Raw genomic sequence first — 21,137 nt, 5'->3', positions numbered from 1 at the left:
TTCACACGGACACGAACCACGACCGATTCGGTCACGGCCCGGAACGATCGCCTCCCTTCGTACACACAATGTCGCCATCAGCTACACGCAATCCCCACAACAGGCTTAGGATCCTCCTCATCTCGCGCTCCGGGCGGCTCATGCCCCGGAGGGCCGCCCGTGTGCGGCGGCGGATTTCCGAGAGCAGGAACGCAGGGGGTGGCATGTCTCTTCGGGTTGCACCGAGGTCTTCGATATCCGGCGGTGTCCGGGGCGGCAGGGGCGGCGGGAAGGCGCGTCGCGCCTACGGGGCCCTGGTCACCGGACTGGTGGCGCTCTCCCTCGGCCTCACCGGCTGCACGGGCGACGACGACGCCTCGGCCACCGTCAGCACCTCGCCCTCGGCCGCCGCTTCCGCGTCCGTCTCGCCGAGCCCGACGCCGACTCCGACGCCCACGCCGTCGGAGTCGGCGTCCGAGTCGCCGTCGCCGTCGCCGTCCGCGACGCCGTCGAAGAAGCCCGTCGCGGCGGTTCCCGTTCGCGACTACACCGGGTGGAACCTCCAGAAGGCCGTGTCGGACGCGCGCGGCCACCATGTCGCCGCCGTCTCGTACGCGGACGCGAGCGAGCTGCACCGCAACGTCGTACACGCGTCCAACTGGAAGGTGTGCAAGCAGAGTCCGTCGAGCGGTACGTACACCGCCGCGACCCGGGTCTCCTTCAAGGCCGTCGTGGCGAGCGAGTCGTGCGCGAACCCGCCGAAGGCGTCGTCCGGGACGTCGTCGTCCTCCGGAGGCGGTTCGGGCTCCTCCGGCGGCTCCGGTTCGTCGGGCGGTTCGGGCGGCGGTTCCTCCGCGAGCGGCGGCGGCTCCTCCGACACCGAGGTGTGCAGCATCCGGTCGAACGCGGGGAACTGCTACCGCGCCGGGCAGTTCTGCCGGAAGGCCGACGTCGGAGCCACCACCACGGACGCGTCCGGACGCCGCATCACGTGCGGCTTCCAGTCCGGCGCCAACCGCTGGCACTACTGATCCCGCGTACGTCCGGTGCCCCGAGGATGCGTGCAACCCGCCACCGCGCCCCGGGGCACCGGCACGTCCGCGAGCGGACGCCCCTCCCGTACGGAATCGCGCCACGCACGGAATCGCGCCACCGTTACGGAATCGCGCCACCGTTTCGGAATCGCGCCACCGTTACGGAGTCGCGCCACCGTTCACCGTCCGGCGGCGTCACCGCACCGAGGGGCGCTCCCGGGTCGACCAGTACGTGTCCTCGGTCATCCCGAGGAGCACCACGTCGTGGTACGCCCCCGCGACGTACTCGTGGTCGCGGAGCCGGCCCTCCTCGGTGAAGCCGAGCCCGCGGTAGAGGGCCAGCGAGGGCTCGTTGAACGCGTAGACCTCCACCTCGCACTTGTGCGCGCGCTGTTCGGCGAACATGTACGTCAGGATGATCCCGGTCGCGTCGGCCGCGTACCCCTTGCGGCGGTGCGCGCGGCTGATCTCGATGCCCGTACGGAACCGTCCCGCGCGGGCGTCCGTCTCCCCCACCGTCACCGACCCCGCGAACGCCCCGTCCGCCAGCCCTTCCACCACCAGGCGGAACGCCTCACCGCCCGGTGCCCGGCCGGCCCGCTCCGCCGTCCAGGCGCGGAAGCTCTCGGCGGAACGCGGCGGCTCGACCAGATCCGCGTTCCTGGCGTCCACGGTGTCCCGGGCCAGGTCCTGGAAGCCCTGCCAGTCCTCGGGTTCGACGCCTCGCAGTCGTACCCTCGCACCCGTCCACATATCCGCCACGGCACCCTCTGCCCATCCCACATCCGTACGTACACCTCGCGTGTACGTACACCACGCATGTACGTACACCACGCATGTACGTACACCTCTCGCGCACGTACACCTCTCGCGTGCGCGCATCGCCGCGCGTCACACCACGAGCGAACCCCCGTCCGCCTCGGGCGTGGCTTCGAGGTCCGCCAGGAACTGCTCCGGCGTCTGGTAGCGCGCACCGGGGTCGCGGGCCGTGCACCGGCGGATGACCGCCTTCAGCTCGGGCGAGACCGGCAGCACGTCCGGGTCGACGTCCTCGTTGACGATCGCGTAGAGCCGGGCCTGCATCGATCCCTGGGCGAACGCCGAGCGGCCCATCAGGCACTCCCAGAGGAGCAGGCCGAGCGTGAAGATGTCGGAGCGGATGTCGAGGCTGTCGCCGTTGAGCTGCTCGGGGGACATGTAGCCGGGCGTGCCGACCATCATCCCCGTGAGGGTGATCTCCGGGAGCGAGGCGTCACCCCGCGTCCCGTGCACCAGTCCGAGGTCCACGATCACCGCGCCGCGCTCCCGGTGCAGGATGACGTTGCTGGGCTTGAGATCGGTGCGGGACAGCCGCAGCTGCGCCAAGTGCACGAGTGCGGAGCCCAGTTGGCGCGCCAGGACGGCCGTACGTGCCGGAGTGAGGGGTCCTTCGTCGCTCATGAGGGTGCGGAGGGTGGGCCCCTCGACGTACTCCATGATCAGCGCGAGGCTCGGCTCGTCCACCACGTCCACCGTCCGCGCGATGTGCCGGTGCCGGACCCTCATCCCGATGCTCGCCTCGCGCCGGAACCGCGCGCGCATGGTCTCGTCGGTCGTGAGGGCCGCGTTCAGCAGCTTGACCGCCACCTCGTCGCCGGTCTGCAGGTCGCGCCCCCGGTAGACCGCGCCCATCCCGCCCTGGCCGATCAGCGGTCCCACCTCGTACCGCCCGGCGAGCCGCGTCATCAGCCGGCCCCCGCCGGCGACCGCGGTCACGAAGGTCTCGGCGTCCGGGTCGGGGGTGGCCCGGGCGACGGGGCCGCGCCCCGTCCCGGGAGGGGACGGCTGGACGTCCGGCCCGGGAAGCACCCCGGCCAGCCCCAGGTCCGCCCGCTCGCTCTCGCTGAACCTGGCCAGGCCCGGGAGCCGGTCGGCGTATTCGTCGGACAGGCGGTAGTAGGCGGCGCCGACGGCGGCCACGTTTCCGATGACCGTACGGTCCGCCCCGCCGCGCTCGCTCACGACGGTGATCACGTTCCTCCGCACCAGATGCCGGAGCAGTCGGTCGACGAAGGGCAGGTCGACCTGGAGCAGCGGGTCGATCTCCGACTCGATCTCGCCGGCCGTGAAGGCGCGCCCTCTGCTGCGCAGGATCCAGTCCAGGATGTGGAAGCCGCCGAGCCGGCGCCGGTCCTCGTCGAGCGGAAGGAGTGCGTGCCCGGCGCGGCCCCCGCCCGGCGCCACGGTCTCGGCCACGACGGCTTCGAGTTCGCTGTAGAACGCGACGCGCGGCAGGGTGTCCTCGTCCAGCACCAGCGCCGGACTGCCGCTGTCGTCGTCCCAGACGACGAGTCCGTTGAGCTCCTGGAGCAGCCTCCGCAGGACGCCGCGCGACTTGAACCGGAGGTAGCGGATGAGGAGGTCGAGCGGGACGGCGTCGCTGTCGGCAGGGTCCATGCCGGCGGGATCCATGTCGGCAGAGTTCCTGTCGGCAGAGTTCCTGTCGGCAGGGTCCATGCCAGCAGGGCCCATGCCGGCGGGGCCCCTGCCGGCAGGGTCGCCGCCGCCCCGGGGTCCGGCGGGCCCCGCGTCCGGCCCGTCCGCCGTCCCCCGCGCCGCTCCGTCCTCCGCCTCCCCCCGCCGCACGAGTTCCCGTATCAGCCGGTCCGGCGCGTCCCACAGGCACGGTACGTACATCCGCCAGGCGAAGACGCTCTCGTACAGGCCGTTCCCCCGGTCGGCGTCCCGCAGCGCACTGTCGTGCAGGTCCGGCCCGCCGATCAGCAGGAAGTGGGCCCCCCGGGACGTCAGCACGCTCTTGAGCCGCCCGAGCAGGGTCTCCAGCGCGGTGAGCGCGTCCCGCGAGTTCTCCGTGAGCTTGTCGACCTCGTCGAGCACGACGACCGGATGGATGCGCAGCCGGGCGCTCCGGCGCCGCCGCAGCAGTCCGCGCCGCTCCCTGCGGACGTGGCCGAGGTCCAGGAGCTGGATGATCCGCACCAGGTCGTGCTCGACGTCGAGTTCCGAGTACGCGAGGAAAGACGCCTCGGTCGCCCGCGAACTCATCTGCTTTCCGGACAGGTTCGCACTGGGCGAGAACGAGCCGAGGGGCCCCTGCGACGCCGCCATCCCCACGGTCCCGCCGCGTTCGCTCCCCTCCGAATGCGTCTGCTTGAAGGAGAGCGAGGTCCGCATGTACGCGAGGATCAGCGCGTTCTGCACGTCCCCGGGCAACTGCTCCATCAGCCCCCGGTCCTCCAGCGTCTCGAAGACCCGGCGGACCACCGCGAACAGCAACTGGTCGGACTCCATGTGCCGCGCGACGTTCAGGTGTACGGGCAGCAGCACGTCCCCCGCCGGCCGCGCCCGGGCCGCCTCCTCCAGCGCCCGCATCACCAGCGTGGACTTCCCGACGCCCCGGAACCCGGTGATCAGGAACGTGCCCCCGTGGGAGTACGTCAGCCGCCTCCGCAGATCGGCCACCAGCTCCCCGTGCCCCAGAACCGGAATCGCGGGATCGTCCACCGGCAGCGGCTCGTGGATGTAGCGGAACCCCCTGTGCAGCGCCACCCTCGGCACACGCCTCAACTCCCCCTCGCCTCGGCCGCCGAGAGTACCTGCCGGGGGCCCCGGCCGCGGGCTCGTTTCCGGCCGCTGTTGCGGAGTGGGGGCGGTGAGGGTCCGGGGGCGGCGCCGTCAGCGTACGAGGGCGCGGTCAGCGTACGAGGGCGCGGGGAGAGTACGGAGGGCGCAGGGAGCTAACGGGAGCGCGGCAAGGGCACGGGAGCGCGGTGAGCGTACGGAGCCAGCTTCCGGCCCCGGGCCCGTCCCGCCCCATCCCGTCCCGTCCCGTTCCCGTGGGCGCCCGGATCAGCCGAGGCGCTTGTGCATCACGACGCACGGACGGTCGAGGGCCCGGTCCCTCCGGCGGTCGATCTCCTCCCAGCCCAGGGAGGTCCAGAACGCGAGGGCGGCCGGGTTGTTCTCCAGGACGGCGAGCCGGATTCCACGCCGCCCCTCGCCCCGGAACCGTTCCTCCACCATCCCCACCAGTCGGCGCCCGATGCCCGTACGGTGGAACGCCCCGCCGACCAGCAGCAGCCCGATCCACGGCAGACCGTCCCCCGGATGCCGGTCGAGCAGACAGACGAGCCCGGCAAGCCGCCCCTCCGCGTCACGGGCCACCAGCACCTCGCTCCCCTCCGCCGCCGCCTCCTCCCGCAGGTCGGCTTCGACCCGCTCGGCGTCGACGTCTTCGGGGTCGTACTCCCCCGAGGCCCGGCAGTACTCGGGATTGCTCGCGTACAGCGCGACGATCCCCTCGATCTCCTCCGGGGTGAAACCGAGCGGACGCAGGGAGAACGCGGGGGCGGACGGCCGCTCCTCGGAGGGCCGCTCCCCGGGGGACCGCTCCCCGGGCAGCCGCCGGGGCATGGGCGGATTCGACATGTCCGCCACGTTAGGCGTTATGCGCTGCCCGCTACCGCTGCTCGCCGTCCGACGCCCAGAGCGCCGGCCCCGGCCCGGTCTCCGACGCGGGTGTCTGCGCACCGGCCCGGATTCCGTTCGGGGCCCCGACCGTCCCCTGCGGAACCTTCCCGCCGCTTCGAACGATCGGGGCCGCCTTCAGAGGGCCGGTCCGGGACGGTGGCTACCCGTACGGCAGGCAGATCGCCCAGGCGTGGATCGCGGCACCGGGAGTGGAATCCCGCGGGACGGGGACCTCCCAGCCCGTGTTGGTGCTGTTGGGGTGGCCCTTCTCGCCAATGCCCGCGTAGGTGTTGGGGCCGTCCGAGGTGTACCCGCCGCCGACGAGGGTGTAGCCGGTCGGGCAGGTGGCCGTGGCCACGGAGGTGCCGTCCGCCGGAACGGACGGGCCGTTCACCGTGATGCTGGGCCCCGATACTCCGGCCGGGCCAGCGGGACCAGCGGGGCCCTCGGGACCAGCAGGTCCTGCGGGACCAGCAGGACCAACGGGGCCAGCGGGGCCCTCCGGTCCCGCCGGTCCGGGAGGTCCAGGAGGTCCGGGAGGTCCGGGAGGTCCGGGAGGTCCTTGGCATTCGTGGCTGTGATGACCGCAGGAGCCCTGGCCTGCTCCCCCGTCGGCGAGGGCCGGCTGAGCACCGAGTACACCGATACCGACAGTGGCGGCGGTGAGAGCGAGAGTGGAAAGTCTTCGACGGATCTTCATCCAGGGGCCCTTTCTGACCTGGGGAAAACCGCAGCTTTCACGGGTGTGATCACATCTACCAGCGGCCTCGGACCCGGGCACTTCCAGAAGGACCGAACGGAAGCAACGTTCTGACGCCGGTGGCGGCGTCGGTGTCGGAGGCCGGCCCGGCGGTGCTCAGTAGGGCGCGTGACAGGCACCGAGAGCCACCGGGAACGTTCCACCCCGTTCCCGTGCCACCTCCACCAGGTGCCCGAACTGCGCCATCCGCAGTCCCTCAAACATCACCCTTGGTGAGGCCAGGCCACCCCCGCAGGCGCGGGGACCACCGTTCGTAAACGCCCGGCGCGCGGCGCACGCCCGGACCACCCCCGCAGATGCGGGGAGCACACCTGGCTCTCCGCCGCCCAACACGGCGAGACCGGGCCACCCCCGCCACACGCGGGGAACACGGGCACACCGCCGAGCGCGGCGCCGTGGCGTCGGGACCATCCCCGCACATGCGGGGTGCGATCTCCGGGACCTGACTCTTCTCCCCAGCAAGCGTAGGCCAACCACCTTTCCTCGCAGGCAAGTTGCTGCACGCCCGCCTGCGGTGCTCAGCGAGGGCGCGCTGCGACCTGGCACGGGCGGGCCCTTCGACCCACACCCACGGCGCCCCTAGACGAAGCAACCCACCTCATCCACCCACACCCGCTCCCCGCGCCCGCGCTCGCGCCCGCTCACCGTGAGACCGAAACGCCCCCACCCCGGCCACCCTCGGCCCACCCACCAGTCGTGGGCGGCCCGGACCTCGTCCCAGAGGCGGCGGGGCCCCTGCTGCCAGACGCGGGCGGGCTCCTCGCCGTCGGTGAGCAGAGCGCATGCCCAGGATCGATCGCCGCGGCCGTAGAACCAGTGGGGTTGAGCGCCGTCGCGCTTCGCTGCGACGGTGTACGTGCAGTCGCGTACGCGCAGCCCCAGCGCGAAGGTCAACGCGCCGAAGCGGCCCGACTCGGCGAGGTCCCGTGCCGCGTCGCCGGGCTCCATCGACGGCGCGGTGTCGGGTAGTTGACGCGCGTACGCCTCGTGGTCGACCGGTGCGGAGCGCTGCGCCCTGAGCTTCATGAACTCGGCCGGCCCCGTGAACCTTCCGCTCGCACTCTCGCCGTCCTCCTCCACGCGAAGCCGGACGATCCCATCGGTGTTGGTGAAGGCCGTGCCCCACGGAGCCACGATGACCCCGCCGGGGCGCGTCTGCGCGACCCAGGCGTACGGGAGTTGGCGCACCCCGCACGTGGCGATGACGCGGTCGAACGTGCCGCGCCCCGGCGCACCCGCGCGACCGTCCCCGTGGAGGACGTCCATGGGCGCGCCGAAGAAGTGCGCCAGCGCTTCCCGGGCGCGAGTCGCTACCGCTTCGTCCACTTCGACGGTGACGACGTTCTCGTCCCCGACCTTGTGAGCGAGGAGCGCGGCGTTCCAGCCGGTTCCCGTGCCGATCTCCAGGACGCGGCAGTAGTCGTCCACGGTGAGGGCGTCGAGCATCCGGAACACGACGCTCGGCATCGATGCCGACGACGTGGGCGACCTCCCCGGCTCACGCCCCGCGTGCTGCCCGTCGTCCCACTGCGTCACGATCGGCACGTCCGCACGCGCGTAACCCCGCCACGCGGCCGGCTCCTCGGCCCGCGACACGTGGACCGTCGCACCGGTCACGCAGTCGAACGGCCAGATCGTGTCCGGCAGGAACGCCTCACGGGGTACGCGAGCGTAGGCGTCCCACCATCCCGCCTTCAGGACACCGGCACGGGTCAGGGCGTGCGCGGTGCCTTCGCGCGTGGCGTACGCGGGATCCGTCGGCCTCTCGAAGTCGGGGAGGCCGTCTCCGCCGTGGCCCCGGCCGCCATCCGCCCGCGTCGCGACGGGCCTCGCTCCGTTCGTCATCCGCTCCATCCGTCCCTTGAGTGCTGGTGATCCTGCGTGCCGGGACTCCCCAGCCGGTACTTGGCACGCATCGCGTTCGTTTCGCGCACGCGATCGCGGATGCCGTCCAAGGCGCCTGACGGTTCCGTCGCGGCCCGCGACGGGGCATCCGGACAGACCGGCGCCCCGCACCGACACGGCGGAAACGCCACGAGCGATGCGTATGGGGTGAGATCCGGCCCCTGCCGCACCTCGCCGCTCCGGGCGTCGTCGTCGGCGCGGGCACGGGTGGGGAGTGGGCCAGGAGTCGGGGCGGTTCCAGTTCCACGCTCTTCTACGGACACGCTTTCGTATCCCTCCGTAGCTCTTTCACTACCAGGAGCGCTCAGAGTGGCCTAACCTCGCGAGGACAGCAACGTGGCAACGTAGCTGCCGAGGAGGGCACATTGGCTAACATCAAGAAGCTGAATCCGAGCTTTTCCCCGCAGGCCGCCTACGGCGCACGGATACGTGAAGTACGCGAGGCCCGTGGCTGGATTCAGGATCACCTCGCCTCGGTGATCGGGTGCAGCGGGCGCCACATCTCGGCCATTGAAACCGGCCGCAAACCCGCAACCCTTCTCTTCTCGCGGAAGATCGATGCAGCATTCAACCTGGCCGGCACGCCCGGCTCCTTCGAGCGTGAATGGCGCCAGCTCAAAAACGGCAGCATGCTGGAAGGCTTCGCCGAATACGTGAGTTACGAGAAGCGCGCCACAGAAATCCGGATGTTCGAACTCGGACTCATCCCCGGCCTGATGCAGACCCTGGAGTACGCGCGGGCCGTGAACGGTGGCTACGTAAAACGTGGATCCGTCACCGCCGAACAGGCGGAGGAGCGCGTCGACCGCGTGATGCAACGACAGGCCACAGTGGCCAGACCCAGGCCGCCCATGGTGTTCATCGTCCTGGACGAAAGCGCCCTCCTCCAGCAAATCGGCGGCCCGGCGGTCATGGAAGCCCAGTTGGAACGACTGGAAGAACTGGCCGCACTCCCCAACTGGTTCATCCACGTGGCGCCCTTCTCCCTGGGAGAACGGCGCGCATTCAACCTGCCCCTCAACCTGCTCACTCTCGCCGACCGCTCCCTCGTCGCGTACGCGGAGTCCGAAGCCCAGGGTCACGTCGAACGCGAACCGTCCCTCGTCATACCCATGCTCACCGCTTATCATCAGCTTCAGAGCGAGGCGTTGTCGCAGGCGGCGTCAGTGAATATGATCAGGGACTTGCGCAAAGCCAGTCCACGGTAATCGAATCTCCTGACGCCATCTCTTCTTCAATGCGACCTGCACCGAAGCGAGTTCGACCGGGGCCCCGGCCTGCGACACCTGTCAGCCCTACACGGGCCCACCCCTCGTTCGCACAGGGCCATCCACAGGCAGCATCAAGGGTGGGCAACCCTGGCAATGAAGCAGCAAAGGGCCGAGAGTGACCCGAGAAGGATGAAATGCGCGCTGTGTCCTATAGGTCGGAGTTTGGCAAAGTGGGTAAAATCCAGCCCCCAGAGAGATAACACCGCAGGTCAGCTCCTGTGGTCCCCGCGCACGCGGGGGTGGTCCCCCGGCACATCTCGAAGCCGTCACTCACCGGGTGTGGTCCCCGCGCACGCGGGGGTGGTCCCCGCGAATGGATAACGAATGTACCTCGCAGCAGGTGGTCCCCGCGCACGCGGGGGTGGTCCCAACGAGTGCGTGGAGGTGGCACGCCTCCACGCGTGGTCCCCGCGCACGCGGGGGTGGTCCCGACTGACCGGGAAAACGGTTTCGGGACAGTCGGTGGTCCCCGCGCACGCGGGGGTGGTCCCTGCACAGCAAGGGGCTCTACTTGGACGCCCCGGGTGGTCCCCGCGCACGCGGGGGTGGTCCCTGGATCCGCAACGCACACTCCGCCCGCCTGCTGTGGTCCCCGCGCACGCGGGGGTGGTCCGGGCGCCAGCACCCTCCAGCACGTCTTCATCGAGTGGTCCCCGCGCACGCGGGGGTGGTCCCCCCCAAGCCGCCGGGGGGGGTCGACCGACCCCCGTGGTCCCCGCGCACGCGGGGGTGGTCCCGAAGCCAGTGAGGCGGAGAAGAAGTACGACGAGTGGTCCCCGCGCACGCGGGGGTGGTCCCGGTCGCACGCGTCCATCTGCGTTGCCGGCCGGGTGGTCCCCGCGCACGCGGGGGTGGTCCCGGCGGGCAGGGTGGCAACGGCAACGGCACCGAGTGGTCCCCGCGCACGCGGGGGTGGTCCCCGGCGCATCATCCGGTACGAGGTCATGTAGTCGTGGTCCCCGCGCACGCGGGGGTGGTCCCTCGTACTGACCCACCGGGCCGCCCAGCTCGAAGTGGTCCCCGCGCACGCGGGGGTGGTCCCGCGATGATGCCGATGACCTTGTTGTCCTTGTCGTGGTCCCCGCGCACGCGGGGGTGGTCCCCGGCCGCCTTGAGGTCCCCACATGGTCAGCCGGTGGTCCCCGCGCACGCGGGGGTGGTCCCGGGGAGATCTTCGCCCCTTCCAGCCGATCGAGTGGTCCCCGCGCACGCGGGGGTGGTCCCCAGCGCGCCGCCCGCGCCATCAACGCCCGCAAGTGGTCCCCGCGCACGCGGGGGTGGTCCCGCGGTGGGGCCGGCGAGCTCGTTCGGCTCCATGTGGTCCCCGCGCACGCGGGGGTGGCCCCCGCGGCCACACCGACTGACCCACACCGGCCCCGCGCCCCCCACCCACCCAGAGGAACCACCCCACAACCCAAGTCGTCCGACCTATTGACGTGCCCCTGACTGAATGGCTTCATGGAGGCGCACCGAGTGGGAGCGCTCCCACTTGGTGGTCCGCACTCTCCTCCTCCCCCATCTGGAGCCGCAGTGAGTACAGCGAGAGGCACGACGAGGCATACGGCAAGGCGCATGGCGAAGAGTCCCGGCACGACCGTTCTGACCGTTCTGGCCACCCTGCTCGGGTTGCTCGCGCTGGGTGGGCTCGCGCCCGCGCAGGCGGCTTCGGGAGAGGTCGGAGGGGCGGAGGGCGGTGCGGCCGCCGGGGTCGGGCTGCACATCAGTGACGGGCGGCTGGTCGAGGGCAACGGGAACGACTTCGTGATGCGCGGGGTGAATCACGCGCACACGTGGTACCCGGGCGAGACTCAGTCGTTGGCGGACATCAAGGCGACCGGGGCGAACACGGTCCGGGTCGTGTTGTCGGATGGCTACCGCTGGAGCAAGAACGGGCCGGACGACGTGGCGGCCGTGATCGCCCAGTGCAAGGCGAACCGGCTGATCTGCGTACTGGAGGTGCACGACACCACCGGGTACGGGGAGGACGCCGCCGCCGGGACGCTGAATCACGCGGCGGACTACTGGATCGGGCTGAAGGACGTTCTGGCCGGCCAGGAGGACTACGTCATCATCAACATCGGGAACGAGCCCTGGGGGAACACCGACCCGGCCGGCTGGACGGCGCCCACGACCGCGGCGATCAAGAAGCTGCGGGCGGCCGGGTTCGCGCACACGATCATGGTGGACGCGCCCAACTGGGGGCAGGACTGGCAGAACGTGATGCGGGACAACGCGCAGGCGGTGTACGACGCGGACACGACCGGGAACCTGCTGTTCTCGATCCACATGTACAGCGTCTACAACGCCGCGCAGAAGGTCACCGACTACCTGAACACGTTCGTGGACGCCGGACTGCCGCTGGTGATCGGTGAGTTCGGCGGGCCGGCCGACCAGTACGGCGACCCGGACGAGGACACGATGATGGCCGAGGCCCAGCGCCTGCGGCTCGGCTGGATCGCCTGGTCCTGGAGCGGCAACACGGACCCGATCCTCGACCTGACCATCGGCTTCGACCCGACGAAGCTCAGCTCCTGGGGCGAGCGCATCTTCCACGGGGTCAACGGCATCGCCCAGACCTCCGTCGAGGCCACCGTCTACGGCGGCACCTCGGCCGACACCGAGGCCCCGACCGCCCCGGGCACCCCGTCCGCCTCCGCCGTCACCGACACCTCCGTTGCGCTGACCTGGGCCGCGTCCTCCGACAACGTTGCCGTGACGGGCTACGACGTCGTCCGGGTCAGCGGGACCACGGAGACCGTCGTCGCCTCCTCCGCCACCCCCGGTGTCACGGTCACCGGGCTCAGCGCGGACACCGCCTACACCTTCGCGGTGTACGCCCGCGACGCGGCCGGAAACCGTTCGGCGCGGTCCGCCACGGTGAACGTCACCACGGACGAGGGCTCCACCGCCCCCGCCGGCAGCTGCTCCGTCGGATACAAGGTCGTCGGCCAGTGGCCGGGCGGCTTCCAGGGTGAGATCACCATCCGCAACACCGGCACCACCGCCGTCGCCGGCTGGACCCTGGGCTTCTCCTTCGCCAACGGCCAGACGATCACCAACATGTGGGGCGGCACCCCGACCCAGAGCGGTGGCACGGTGAGCGTCGCCCCGGCCTCGTACACCTCCACCATCGCCGCCAACGGGACGGTCACCGTCGGCTTCACCGGCAGCCAGAACGGCACCAACGCCGCCCCGGCCGCCTTCACCCTCAGCGGCGCCGCCTGCGCCGTCGCGTAACGCACCACCCGTACGACCTTCTCCACCTGTACGGCCTTCTCCACCCGTACGAACCTCGCACCTCGCACCACCTCGCCGCCCGGGGCACCCCGCCCCGGGCGGCCCGCGTGCGTCGCCCGTCCCCGCCCCCGCTGTCGCCGCCCCTCGACCGGCGCTCCGGCGTCTGATCTGCTGGGCCCGGGAGCGTCGGAGCAGGCGTTCGCGGAGCGAAGGGCGGGGCGGAATACATGAGCGGCGGCGGGACGCACGTCCCCGGTACGGGCGACGGGGGGCACCTCCCCCTTACGAGCGACGGGACGCACGCCGCCCGTACGGGCGGCGGGGCGCGGGCGGCCATCGCCGCGTGGGCGGAGCGGGTGGTCGTGCGGGACGGGGTGCGGCTGGTCTGCCGGGACTCGGGGGGTCCAGGGCCGGCCGTCCTGCTGCTGCACGGGCTGGCGGGGCACTCCGGTGAGTGGGAGGCGCTGGCGCGGCTCCTGGCGCCGGGGCGGCGGATCGTCGCCGTCGACCAGCGGGGGCACGGGGCGAGCGAGCGCCGGCCCGGGGATGTCTCGCGAGAGGCGTATGTGGCCGATGTGGTCGCCGTGGTCACGGAGTTGGGGCTGGAGCGGCCCGTTGTCATCGGGCAGTCGATGGGCGGGCACACCGCGCTGCTGACGGCCGCCGCGCATCCGGAGCACGTCGGCGCGCTGGTCCTCGTGGAGGCCGCCGGGGGCCGCACCGATCCGGCGACGCCACGGGAGATCGGGGACTGGCTGGACGCGTGGCCGAAGCCGTTTCCCTCGTACGAGGACGCCGTGCGGTTCCACGGCGGCGGGGCGCTCGGCGAGGGCTGGGCGGCCGGACTGGAGGAGCGGGACGGAGGGTGGTGGCCGCGCTTCGACCGGGACGTCATGGTCGCGTCGATCACCGAACTCACCCGGCGTGCCGTCTGGGAGGAGTGGGAGGCGGTCCGCTGTCCCGCGCTTCTGGTCCTCGGGCAGTCCGGCATCATCCCGCCCGCCGACGCCGACGCCATGCGCGGCCGGCGGCCGGAGACCCGCGCCGTCTGCGTTCCCGGAGCCGGACACGATGTGCATCTGGAACGGCCGGAGGCGTTGTACGAGGTGATCGCGGCGTTCCTCGGCGGGGAGTGCGCGGGGCGCTGACCGGGGGCGTGCAGGGTGCCGACCAAAGGGCGCGCAGGCGCCGGCCAAAGGGCGCGCGGGCGGCGGTGTGCTTCACCACCGCCCGCGTACGCCCCGTCGGCGGCCCGTCGGCGGCCTGTCAGCGAACCGTCAGCGGCCCATCAGCAGCGCGGCAGGCCCGGCGCCGGGTCCACGCTGGTGAAGACGCGGGCGGCGGGGATATAGCCGTAGTACCCGTGGTCGTCGCCGCTCGTGTAGTACCAGACGTTGTTGCCGCCGCTGTGCTGGTCCCCCCGGACGTAGCACTTGAACCAGCTGTACGTGGTGCGCAGGGTGTCGACCACCCGGATGTTGCCGCACTCGGGCCCGGACTCCAGGCACGGGTGGTTGAGCAGCCCCGTGGGCGCGTAGTTCCCGCAGTACATGCCCGACCCGCCGCCGCTGCAACTGGCGGCCTGGGCCGAGGGCGCCCCGGCGACGAGCGTGCCGGCGATCAGTGCGGCGCCGGCCGTGAGCTGGGCGAACTTCTGGATCCTGCGCATGGATTCTCCCCGTTCGGTCATCTGATGCCGGTGTCGGTGCTGCGTACGACGACCGGCGGACGGCTCCCACTGTGGAGGGTGCCCGGGGTACGGGCGCGGCCCTTCGACGAGGAAGCAATGCGAAGGGAGGGCCTCCGGGGCGCGGGATGTGGGGCGCGGGGCCCTGCTCAGGCGCGCGCCCCACACCCCGCGTCCAGGGACGGTGCGATCACCGCGAAAGCCCGGTCGAGCAGGACGTCGAGGGCGTGGTTCGTATCGGGACCCGAACCGGAAGCGGAACCCGAACCGGAAGCGGAAGCGGAATCCCCCTCGTCGGCCCCGGCCCCGGCCCCGACCTCACACCCGCTCCCGACACCAATCCCGCTCCCGCTCCCCCGACGCAGGACCGCGTCGAACGCGTTCAGTGCCATGCCGGCGGCCATCCCGGGATAGAAGTCGGTGCCCGCGTCGAGGCCCAGCCGCTCCGCCAGTTCCTCGGCCAGGTCCTCGCGCCACTGCGCCTGGCGTTCGAGGAAGCGGGCGTGGAGGGAGGGCGTACCGAGGATGAGCCGGACGACGCGGAGCGCCCGGTCGCCGTGGTCGGCGCATTGCGCGAGAGGCACCCACACCGCGTGGCGGAGGGCGGTGGAGGGGGGCTCCTCCTGGGGGCGGGCGGCGAGTTCGGCACGGATGCCGGTGCCCATGTCGGCGAGGAACTGGACGACCACGTCCTCCTTGGACGCGAAGTAGCGGAAGAACGTCCGCTTGGAGACGCCCGCGGCGGTCGCGATCTCGTCGATGGTGACCGCGTCGAACCCCTTGCCGGCCAGCAACTGAAGGGCAGATTCCGTCAGTTCACCGGCCACCAGCTGCCGTTTGCGCTGGGCCAGGGTCATGTCGGGTCGACTGCTCACTCCCTCAGGGTACTCCATGCCCCCTATGTCACTCAGTGCCATATTGACACTTGATGACATCAAGAGCAGCCTGTGCCGTATGACTGGGCAGCAGCAACAGCAGCGGCACTGGACCGCCGACCGGATCCCGGACCAGAGCGGGCGCGTCTTCGTCGTCACGGGGGCGAGCAGCGGTCTCGGCCTGGCCACCGCCTCGGCCCTCGCCCGCCGGGGCGGGCAGGTGGTCATGGCCGTGCGCGACGAGGGCCGGGGGCGCAAGGCCGCCGCCCGGATCACCGCCGCGCAGCCGGACGCGCGACTGGAGGTCCGCGTACTGGACCTGGCCGACCTCGACTCCGTACGGGCGTTCGCCACCCGGCTGCGGGCCGACCGCCCCCGGCTGGACGTGCTCGTCAACAACGCCGGGGTGATGGCCCCGCCCCGCACCCTCAGTCCGCAGGGGCACGAGATCCAGTTCGCCACCAACCACCTGGGGCACTTCGCCCTGACCGGGCTGCTGCTCGGCCCGCTGGCGAAGGGCACCGACCCCCGGGTGGTGACGGTGACGTCGGCCAACCACCGCAAGGCCCGCCTCTTCTTCGACGACCTCACGGGCGCACACCGCTACTCCCCGATGGGCCACTACAACCAGTCGAAGCTGGCCAACGCCGTCTTCGGGCAGGAGCTGCACCGGCGGCTGACCGCCGCCGGCAGTCCGGTGCGCAGTCTGCTCGCCCACCCCGGGTACGCCGCAACCGGCCTCCAGCACGACGGGCCCGTGGCCCCGGTGCGGCTGCTGTTCGGCCGCCTCCTCGCACCGCTCGCCCAGACCCCGGAGCGCGGAGCCCTGCCACAGCTCTACGCGGCGGCCGAACCGGGCCTGGAGGGCGGCGCGTTCATCGGCCCGGACGGAAAGGGCGAGCTGCGGGGCGCCCCGACCCGCGTGGAACTGTCCGCCGGGGCGGCCGACCCCGCAACCGGCCGACGCCTCTGGGAGCTGTCGGAACGGGCCACGGACGTGCGGTACGCCTTCCCGGCGGCCGTCTGAGCCGTACGGAACGCAGCCGGATCGTCCATCGGAGCCGAGGGGAGCCGGGTCGTCCGTCGGAGCCGACGGGAGCCGGGACGACCGTCCGCAGCGCACGGAACGGGAGTCGGCGGCGCCCCCGTGACCCACATGGCCCACGGCGGGTCCGCGCCCCCGTTCCCGTACGGGTGAGAGCTTCCCACCTGCGGGTGAACGCGCGCGTTCCGGCGGGCGGGCGCGGGCCAGACTCGACGGCGCAACGATCTTGCTCGTCCCGTACGGGCCTACCCCCAAGGAGCATCCCCACCATGCGACTTCGCACCTCCGTCGCCGCCGCCCTCGGCGCGCTCGCGCTCGTCGTCACCCTCCCCGGCTCGGCCGACGCGGCGCAGGGCGACTTCACCTACACGTACACCGCCCAGGACGGCAGCCGGCAGCAGACCGGGCTGATCAACCCGCCGAGCCGCCAGTGCATCGCGCTGCCCGGTGCGGCCGACCCGGCCCGCACGGCCCCGGCCGACACCCCGTGGAACAACACCAGCTCCACTGCCACGGTGTTCACCGGTCCCGACTGCGACGGCGACTACTTCACCCTGCGGCCGAACGGCGGCCACGCCTCCGAGCGGCTGAAGCTCCGCTCGGTCGTCTTCAGCTGATCCCGGCCGACCCCTCGACGACCGTGAATCCCCGGGTTAACGGTCTTTGTGGGAACGGCTGTTGATCACGGGTGGGGCGGACCGCATGCTGGTGGCGACGACCGGCGGCGCGGCCGCCCCACCCAGTGTCTGGAGCCTCAGCAGTGACAACGCCCCCGCCTGTCCAGGAGTACGCGGTCTCCGGCCGTGACAGCGGCCCGTACGCGATCACCACCGGGCCCGACGGGGCGCTCTGGTTCACCCTGGTGCACAGCGGCGGGATCGGCCGGCTGGTGCCGGGCGAGGAGCCGACGGTCCATCACCTCGCCCCGGACTGCGGGCCCACGGTTATCTGCGCCGGGCCGGACGGCGCGCTGTGGTTCACCGAGTACCGGGCGCACCGCATCGGGCGGATCACGGTCACCGGGCAGGTCACCGAGTACGCGCCGCCGACCGAGGCGTGCGGTCCCTTCGGGATCGCGCCGGGGCCGGACGGGGCGCTCTGGTACACCGGGACCGCCGCTGACGTCATCGGGCGGATCACCGTCGACGGCGAGATCACCGAGTACCCGCTGCCGGTGTCCGGCGCGTTCCCCTCCGCCGTCGTCGCGGCCGGGGACGCGATGTGGTTCACGATGAACCAGGCGGGCGCCCTCGGCCGCATCGGCATGGACGGCCGCGTCACGGTCCACCCGCTGCCCACCGAGGCCGCCGGCCCCGTGGGCATCGCGGCGGGGCCCGACGGCAGCGTGTGGTTCACCGAGATCGCCGCCGGGCGCATCGGCCACCGCTCCCCCGACGGCCGCGTCACCGAGCATCCGCTGCCCGACCCCGCCGCCCGTCCGCACGCCGTGACCGTCGACGCCGGGGGCACCGCGTGGTTCACGGAGTGGGGCGGCAACCGCGTCGGCTCGATCGCCCCCGACGCCACGCTCACCGGCTACGACCTGCCCACCCCCGCCTCCGAACCGCACGGCATCACCGTCGGACCGGACGGCGCCCTCTGGACGGCCCTGGAGACGGGCTTCCTTGCTCGCGTCGCGCCGGGGCACCGGGCCTGAGCCCGCCGAACCCGGCCCTCCGGGGAGCTGAGCCCGCCGGACCCGGCTCGCCCCTCCCCCATCCCTCCATCTCCCAGATGTCACACCCACCGAGCAAGGGACACCCCATGAAGTACGCCCTCGTCGTCTTCGAGACCGATGCCTCGCGCGCCCTGATCAAGGCCGACCGGGACGCCTACCGGGCGTCGTACGAGGCATGGATCGGCGAACTCGCCGCCGCCGGCAAGCTGGCGGGCGGCGACGCCCTGGACACCGAGGGCCGGGGTGCCGTCACCGTGCGCAAGGCGGCCGACGGGTCCGCGACCGTGGCCGACGGGCCGGTGCACGGCGGCGAGGAGACCCTGGGCGGCTGGTTCGTCCTGGAGGTGGCCGACCACGACGAGGCCGTCCGGATCGCGCGGGGCTTCCCGACGCCCGAGGCGCTGGAGCTGCGCCCCGTCCTCGAATCCGCCTGATCCGGTCCGTCCGCGCCGCGACGGCTCCCGGCCGGGCAGCACCCACCCGGCCGCGCGCGTCTCAGCCGGTGATCAGCTTCTGGAGCGCGGGGGCGTAGAGGTCGGCGATGTGCTCCGGGGTGGCGCGGGCGCCCGCGCCCTCGCGATGGAGGCTGAGCGTGGCGCCGAGGCCCAGGAGGTGGCCGGCCAGCAGCTCGGCGCGCAGGGCGCGTTCGGGGCCGGACAGCCGGGCGGTCAGGGCGTCGGTGACCTGCTCGTGGAAGCGGTCGCGCAGCAGCGAGCGCTCGTCCTGGTTGCCCAGCGAGAAGACGACGCGCAGCAGCGGGTCCGAGTTGAGGGCGCGGCGGTGGGTGACCAGGGTGACGACCAGGTGGCGGCCGAGCCGGTCCAGCGGGGCGTCGAGGAGGTCGGCGGCGGCCGGGCCGAAGTCGGCCACCGTGTTGAACAGCTCCTCCTTGCGGCCGAAGTGCTTGACCACGAGGGAAGGGCTGACCCCGGCGTCGGCGGCGATCTTGCGGATGGTCACCTCGGCGTACGGGCGCTGGGTGAAGGCCCGGCGGGCGGCGCGCAGGATCGCGTCCCGGCCGCTGGCCGGCCCGTCGGTGACGGGGGCCGTCGCGATGGCCTGACCGCCGGTCATGAAGCGCCCTCCTGGATTTCCGCCGCCCGCGCACCCCCCTCGCGGGTGTCCGCGGTCTCCCGGCTCTCCTCGACCGTACCCGCAGCACCGGCGGCGGGCCCGCGGCCGGGGAGGAACAGCGTGACGGCGAGGGCGGCCAGGGCCGCTCCCGCCGCGATGAGGAAGACCAGCTGGTAGGCGTGGAGGGTGGGGGCGGTGCGGCCACCCGCCCGGAACGTGATGTTGGCCAGGACGGCGGCGACCGTCGCACTGCAGAATGCCTGTCCGATGGAGCGCATCAGGGTGTTGAGTCCGTTGGCGGCCCCGGTCTCGCTGACCGGGACGCCGCGCATCACCAGCGCGGGCAGCGCCGAATAGGCGATGGCGGTGCCGGAGGCGACGACCGTGGCGCCCGCGATGATCAGCCACAGGCTGTGGCTGGTGAAGTAGCGCACCCCGTAGCCCACGGCGATGACCGCGGTGGCCAGCGCCAGGCTGGTCTTCGGGCCGTGCTTGGCGGAGATCCGGGCCGATACGGGCGAGAGCGCCACCATGGCCACCCCGCCGGGCAGCAGGCACAGTCCGCTGACGACGAGCGAGGCGCCGAGCCCGTAACCGGTGGCCTTCGGTTCCTGCACCATCTGGGCGGTGACCAGGGAGTTCGCGTAGAAGGCGAAGCCGACGAGCAGCGCGGCGACGTTGGTGAGCAGGACGGCGGGGCGGGCGGAGATCCGCAGGTCGACCATGGGGGTGGGGACGCGGAGTTCGTACGCGCCCCAGAGCAGGGCGATCACCACGGCGGCGGCCAGCAGGCCGGTGGTCCGGGCCGAACCCCAGCCCCAGCCGGCGCCCTGGGTGACGGCGAGCAGCAGGCAGACGAGCGCCGCCGACAGGCCGAGCGCGCCGAGGGCGTCGAAGCGGCCCCGGCTGCGGAGCGGGGATTCCGGTACGCACAGGAGCACCAGCACGATGTCGAGGAGGCCGATGGCCCCGGAGACCCAGAACATCGTGTGCCACTCGAAGTGCTCGATGACCAGCGCGGCGACGGGCAGGCCGACCGCGGCGCCGATGCCGAGGGTGGAGCTCATCAGGGCGACGGCGGACAGGACGCGCTCGGGCGGCAGTTCGTCGCGCAGGATGCTGATGCCCAGCGGGACGACGGCGATGGCGGCGCCCTGGAGGGCCCGGCCGGTGATCAGGACACCGATGTGGGAGCTGACCGCGCACAGCACCGAGCCGACGACCAGGACCACGAGCGAGGCGACCAGCACCCGGCGCTTGCCGTACATGTCGCCGACCCGGCCGAGGACCGGCGTGAACACCGCGCCGGTCAGCAGGGTGACGGTGACCAGCCAGCTCGCGGCGGCCGGGGTGGCGCCGGTCAGCGCGGGGACGTGCGGGAGGAGCGGGACGACGATCGTCTGCATGACCGCGACCACCACGCCGCAGAAGGCCAGGACGCCCACGGCGAAGCGGGGGTGCCGGGCCCGGACGGCAGGGGGTGCGGTGGCGGCGGGGACCGGTATGTCCGCGGGCATGGTTCTCCGTTGCGTACTCGGCGGCGGCACACCCGGGGCAGGGGTGCACATCTGTTCACCCCAGGGTAAACGCTTGTGCACCCCCGCCGCGACGGGTTCCCCGGTCCTGGCGTTAGCCTCGGAGACCGGAGCCGGTACGGGCGGTGGGCCCGGGCACGGCGATGTCTACGGGAAGGCTGAGGTGGCGGCGATGGCGAAGGTTCCGGCAGCGACGGTGGCGGCGGGCGGTCTGGTCGGCGGCTACGCCCTCGCGCGGTGGACCGGCAAGCGGCCGCTGGGCGGCGTCGCCCTCGCCGCGGCGGGCGGCGCGGCGGCGTACGAGTGGAACCGGCAGGCCGGACCGCGTGCGGCGGCCGCGCTGACGACGGCCTATGTGGCCGCCTTCGCCGGGTCGCACCCGCTGGCGAAGAAGCTGGGTGCCTGGCCGGCCGTCTTCACCGTCGCGGGCACGGTCGCCGCCGCGTCCTGGGCGGTCACCCGCCGGGCCGCCTGAGCGGACAGCGGATACGCGCCGGGCCGCCTGGGCGTGCACACGCGTCTGCCTGGGCGGATACGCGTCGGCGCGTCCGAGCGCATAGCCGTCGGCGCCGCTCCCGCGAGGCGGG

18 protein-coding genes and 1 CRISPR repeat array are annotated in these 21,137 nt (G+C 72.5%); of the genes, 9 read left to right on the top strand and 9 right to left on the bottom strand.

What is annotated here, in order from left to right; genetic code table 11:
- The first annotated feature begins 203 nt into the window (after positions 1-203).
- Positions 204-1,010, top strand: a complete 807-nt coding sequence (locus tag ACWCXC_RS12130; RefSeq protein ID WP_450888424.1) for a hypothetical protein — start codon at positions 204-206, stop codon at positions 1,008-1,010.
- A gap of 198 nt (positions 1,011-1,208) precedes the next feature.
- On the opposite strand, the gene ACWCXC_RS12125 is transcribed toward ACWCXC_RS12130, so the two are convergent.
- From ACWCXC_RS12125 to ACWCXC_RS12105, 5 genes are all read right to left on the bottom strand, one after another.
- Positions 1,209-1,775, bottom strand: coding sequence for a GNAT family N-acetyltransferase (locus ACWCXC_RS12125; RefSeq protein WP_450685504.1), 567 nt, complete (start codon positions 1,773-1,775; stop codon positions 1,209-1,211).
- 129 nt (positions 1,776-1,904) lie between these two features.
- A complete protein-coding gene (locus ACWCXC_RS12120) occupies positions 1,905-4,562 on the bottom strand; it encodes a serine/threonine-protein kinase (protein ID WP_450888422.1) in 2,658 nt (885 codons plus the stop codon).
- Between the two features lie 300 nt (positions 4,563-4,862).
- Positions 4,863-5,441 (bottom strand): N-acetyltransferase family protein, encoded by a 579-nt coding sequence (locus tag ACWCXC_RS12115; protein WP_450685502.1) that lies wholly within the window; start codon positions 5,439-5,441, stop codon positions 4,863-4,865.
- A gap of 202 nt (positions 5,442-5,643) precedes the next feature.
- A complete protein-coding gene (locus ACWCXC_RS12110; protein ID WP_450888419.1) occupies positions 5,644-5,841 on the bottom strand; it encodes a hypothetical protein in 198 nt (65 codons plus the stop codon).
- 981 nt (positions 5,842-6,822) lie between these two features.
- A complete protein-coding gene (locus tag ACWCXC_RS12105; protein ID WP_450888418.1) occupies positions 6,823-8,088 on the bottom strand; it encodes a methyltransferase domain-containing protein in 1,266 nt (421 codons plus the stop codon).
- Positions 8,089-8,513: 425 nt separating this feature from the next.
- Here ACWCXC_RS12105 and ACWCXC_RS12100 point away from each other — a divergent pair, with 425 nt between their 5' ends.
- The 3 genes from ACWCXC_RS12100 (at position 8,514) to ACWCXC_RS12090 (ending at position 13,804) form a co-directional block, all read left to right on the top strand.
- Positions 8,514-9,356, top strand: coding sequence for a helix-turn-helix domain-containing protein (locus tag ACWCXC_RS12100; protein WP_450888416.1), 843 nt, complete (start codon positions 8,514-8,516; stop codon positions 9,354-9,356).
- A 281-nt stretch (positions 9,357-9,637) separates the two neighbouring features.
- Positions 9,638-10,765: direct repeats of the CRISPR family, unit length 29 nt; unit sequence GTGGTCCCCGCGCACGCGGGGGTGGTCCC.
- Between the two features lie 226 nt (positions 10,766-10,991).
- Complete coding sequence (locus tag ACWCXC_RS12095) at positions 10,992-12,656, top strand: cellulase family glycosylhydrolase (protein ID WP_450888414.1); 1,665 nt, start codon at positions 10,992-10,994, stop codon at positions 12,654-12,656.
- Positions 12,657-12,883: 227 nt separating this feature from the next.
- Positions 12,884-13,804 carry an alpha/beta fold hydrolase gene (locus tag ACWCXC_RS12090; RefSeq protein WP_450685498.1) on the top strand — a complete coding sequence of 307 codons (921 nt, stop codon included), beginning with the start codon at positions 12,884-12,886 and terminating at the stop codon, positions 13,802-13,804.
- Between the two features lie 140 nt (positions 13,805-13,944).
- Here the strand turns inward: ACWCXC_RS12090 and ACWCXC_RS12085 are convergent, their stop codons facing one another.
- Entirely contained in the window at positions 13,945-14,325 is a 381-nt protein-coding gene (locus tag ACWCXC_RS12085; protein WP_450685497.1) for a hypothetical protein, read from the bottom strand.
- Between the two features lie 167 nt (positions 14,326-14,492).
- A complete protein-coding gene (locus ACWCXC_RS12080) occupies positions 14,493-15,200 on the bottom strand; it encodes a TetR family transcriptional regulator (protein ID WP_450685509.1) in 708 nt (235 codons plus the stop codon).
- A 97-nt stretch (positions 15,201-15,297) separates the two neighbouring features.
- On the opposite strand from ACWCXC_RS12080, the gene ACWCXC_RS12075 reads away from it, so the two are divergent.
- The 4 genes from ACWCXC_RS12075 to ACWCXC_RS12060 all read left to right on the top strand — a co-directional run bounded on the left by ACWCXC_RS12075 (position 15,298) and on the right by ACWCXC_RS12060 (position 18,375).
- The gene (locus ACWCXC_RS12075; protein WP_450685496.1) at positions 15,298-16,245 is read left to right on the top strand and encodes an oxidoreductase; all 948 of its coding nucleotides are present in this window, start codon (positions 15,298-15,300) and stop codon (positions 16,243-16,245) included.
- A 287-nt stretch (positions 16,246-16,532) separates the two neighbouring features.
- Positions 16,533-16,880: a hypothetical protein gene (locus ACWCXC_RS12070; protein WP_450685495.1), complete on the top strand. Its 348-nt coding sequence runs from the start codon at positions 16,533-16,535 to the stop codon at positions 16,878-16,880.
- Positions 16,881-17,023: 143 nt separating this feature from the next.
- Entirely contained in the window at positions 17,024-17,920 is an 897-nt protein-coding gene (locus ACWCXC_RS12065; protein ID WP_450685494.1) for a virginiamycin B lyase family protein, read from the top strand.
- Positions 17,921-18,027: 107 nt separating this feature from the next.
- Entirely contained in the window at positions 18,028-18,375 is a 348-nt protein-coding gene (locus tag ACWCXC_RS12060; protein ID WP_450685493.1) for a YciI family protein, read from the top strand.
- Between the two features lie 61 nt (positions 18,376-18,436).
- Here ACWCXC_RS12060 and ACWCXC_RS12055 read toward each other — a convergent pair whose 3' ends face one another.
- Positions 18,437-19,015, bottom strand: a complete 579-nt coding sequence (locus ACWCXC_RS12055) for a TetR/AcrR family transcriptional regulator (protein WP_450888410.1) — start codon at positions 19,013-19,015, stop codon at positions 18,437-18,439.
- Positions 19,012-20,532: an MFS transporter gene (locus tag ACWCXC_RS12050; RefSeq protein ID WP_450685491.1), complete on the bottom strand. Its 1,521-nt coding sequence runs from the start codon at positions 20,530-20,532 to the stop codon at positions 19,012-19,014. The genes ACWCXC_RS12055 and ACWCXC_RS12050 overlap by 4 nt, the downstream gene beginning before the upstream one ends.
- Positions 20,533-20,722: 190 nt before the next feature.
- On the opposite strand from ACWCXC_RS12050, the gene ACWCXC_RS12045 reads away from it, so the two are divergent.
- The gene (locus ACWCXC_RS12045) at positions 20,723-21,025 is read left to right on the top strand and encodes a hypothetical protein (protein ID WP_450685490.1); all 303 of its coding nucleotides are present in this window, start codon (positions 20,723-20,725) and stop codon (positions 21,023-21,025) included.
- Positions 21,026-21,137 lie beyond the last annotated feature (112 nt).

It is taken from the genome of Streptomyces sp. NPDC001515, assembly GCF_053597115.1.
This window is presented reverse-complemented; position numbering and strand designations above follow the sequence as displayed.

What these genes read in the sequence shown, in the direction of transcription:
- ACWCXC_RS12130 (WP_450888424.1), top strand. Translation starts at nt 204, where the DNA reads ATGTCTCTTCGGGTTGCACCGAGGTCTTCGATATCCGGCGGTGTCCGG.
- ACWCXC_RS12115 (WP_450685502.1), bottom strand. Translation starts at nt 5,441, where the DNA reads ATGTCGAATCCGCCCATGCCCCGGCGGCTGCCCGGGGAGCGGTCCCCC.
- ACWCXC_RS12055 (WP_450888410.1), bottom strand. Translation starts at nt 19,015, where the DNA reads ATGACCGGCGGTCAGGCCATCGCGACGGCCCCCGTCACCGACGGGCCG.
- ACWCXC_RS12085 (WP_450685497.1), bottom strand. Translation starts at nt 14,325, where the DNA reads ATGCGCAGGATCCAGAAGTTCGCCCAGCTCACGGCCGGCGCCGCACTG.
- ACWCXC_RS12060 (WP_450685493.1), top strand. Translation starts at nt 18,028, where the DNA reads ATGAAGTACGCCCTCGTCGTCTTCGAGACCGATGCCTCGCGCGCCCTG.
- ACWCXC_RS12075 (WP_450685496.1), top strand. Translation starts at nt 15,298, where the DNA reads ATGACTGGGCAGCAGCAACAGCAGCGGCACTGGACCGCCGACCGGATC.
- ACWCXC_RS12045 (WP_450685490.1), top strand. Translation starts at nt 20,723, where the DNA reads ATGGCGAAGGTTCCGGCAGCGACGGTGGCGGCGGGCGGTCTGGTCGGC.
- ACWCXC_RS12105 (WP_450888418.1), bottom strand. Translation starts at nt 8,088, where the DNA reads ATGACGAACGGAGCGAGGCCCGTCGCGACGCGGGCGGATGGCGGCCGG.
- ACWCXC_RS12080 (WP_450685509.1), bottom strand. Translation starts at nt 15,200, where the DNA reads ATGACCCTGGCCCAGCGCAAACGGCAGCTGGTGGCCGGTGAACTGACG.
- ACWCXC_RS12095 (WP_450888414.1), top strand. Translation starts at nt 10,992, where the DNA reads ATGGCGAAGAGTCCCGGCACGACCGTTCTGACCGTTCTGGCCACCCTG.
- ACWCXC_RS12070 (WP_450685495.1), top strand. Translation starts at nt 16,533, where the DNA reads ATGCGACTTCGCACCTCCGTCGCCGCCGCCCTCGGCGCGCTCGCGCTC.
- ACWCXC_RS12050 (WP_450685491.1), bottom strand. Translation starts at nt 20,532, where the DNA reads ATGCCCGCGGACATACCGGTCCCCGCCGCCACCGCACCCCCTGCCGTC.
- ACWCXC_RS12090 (WP_450685498.1), top strand. Translation starts at nt 12,884, where the DNA reads ATGAGCGGCGGCGGGACGCACGTCCCCGGTACGGGCGACGGGGGGCAC.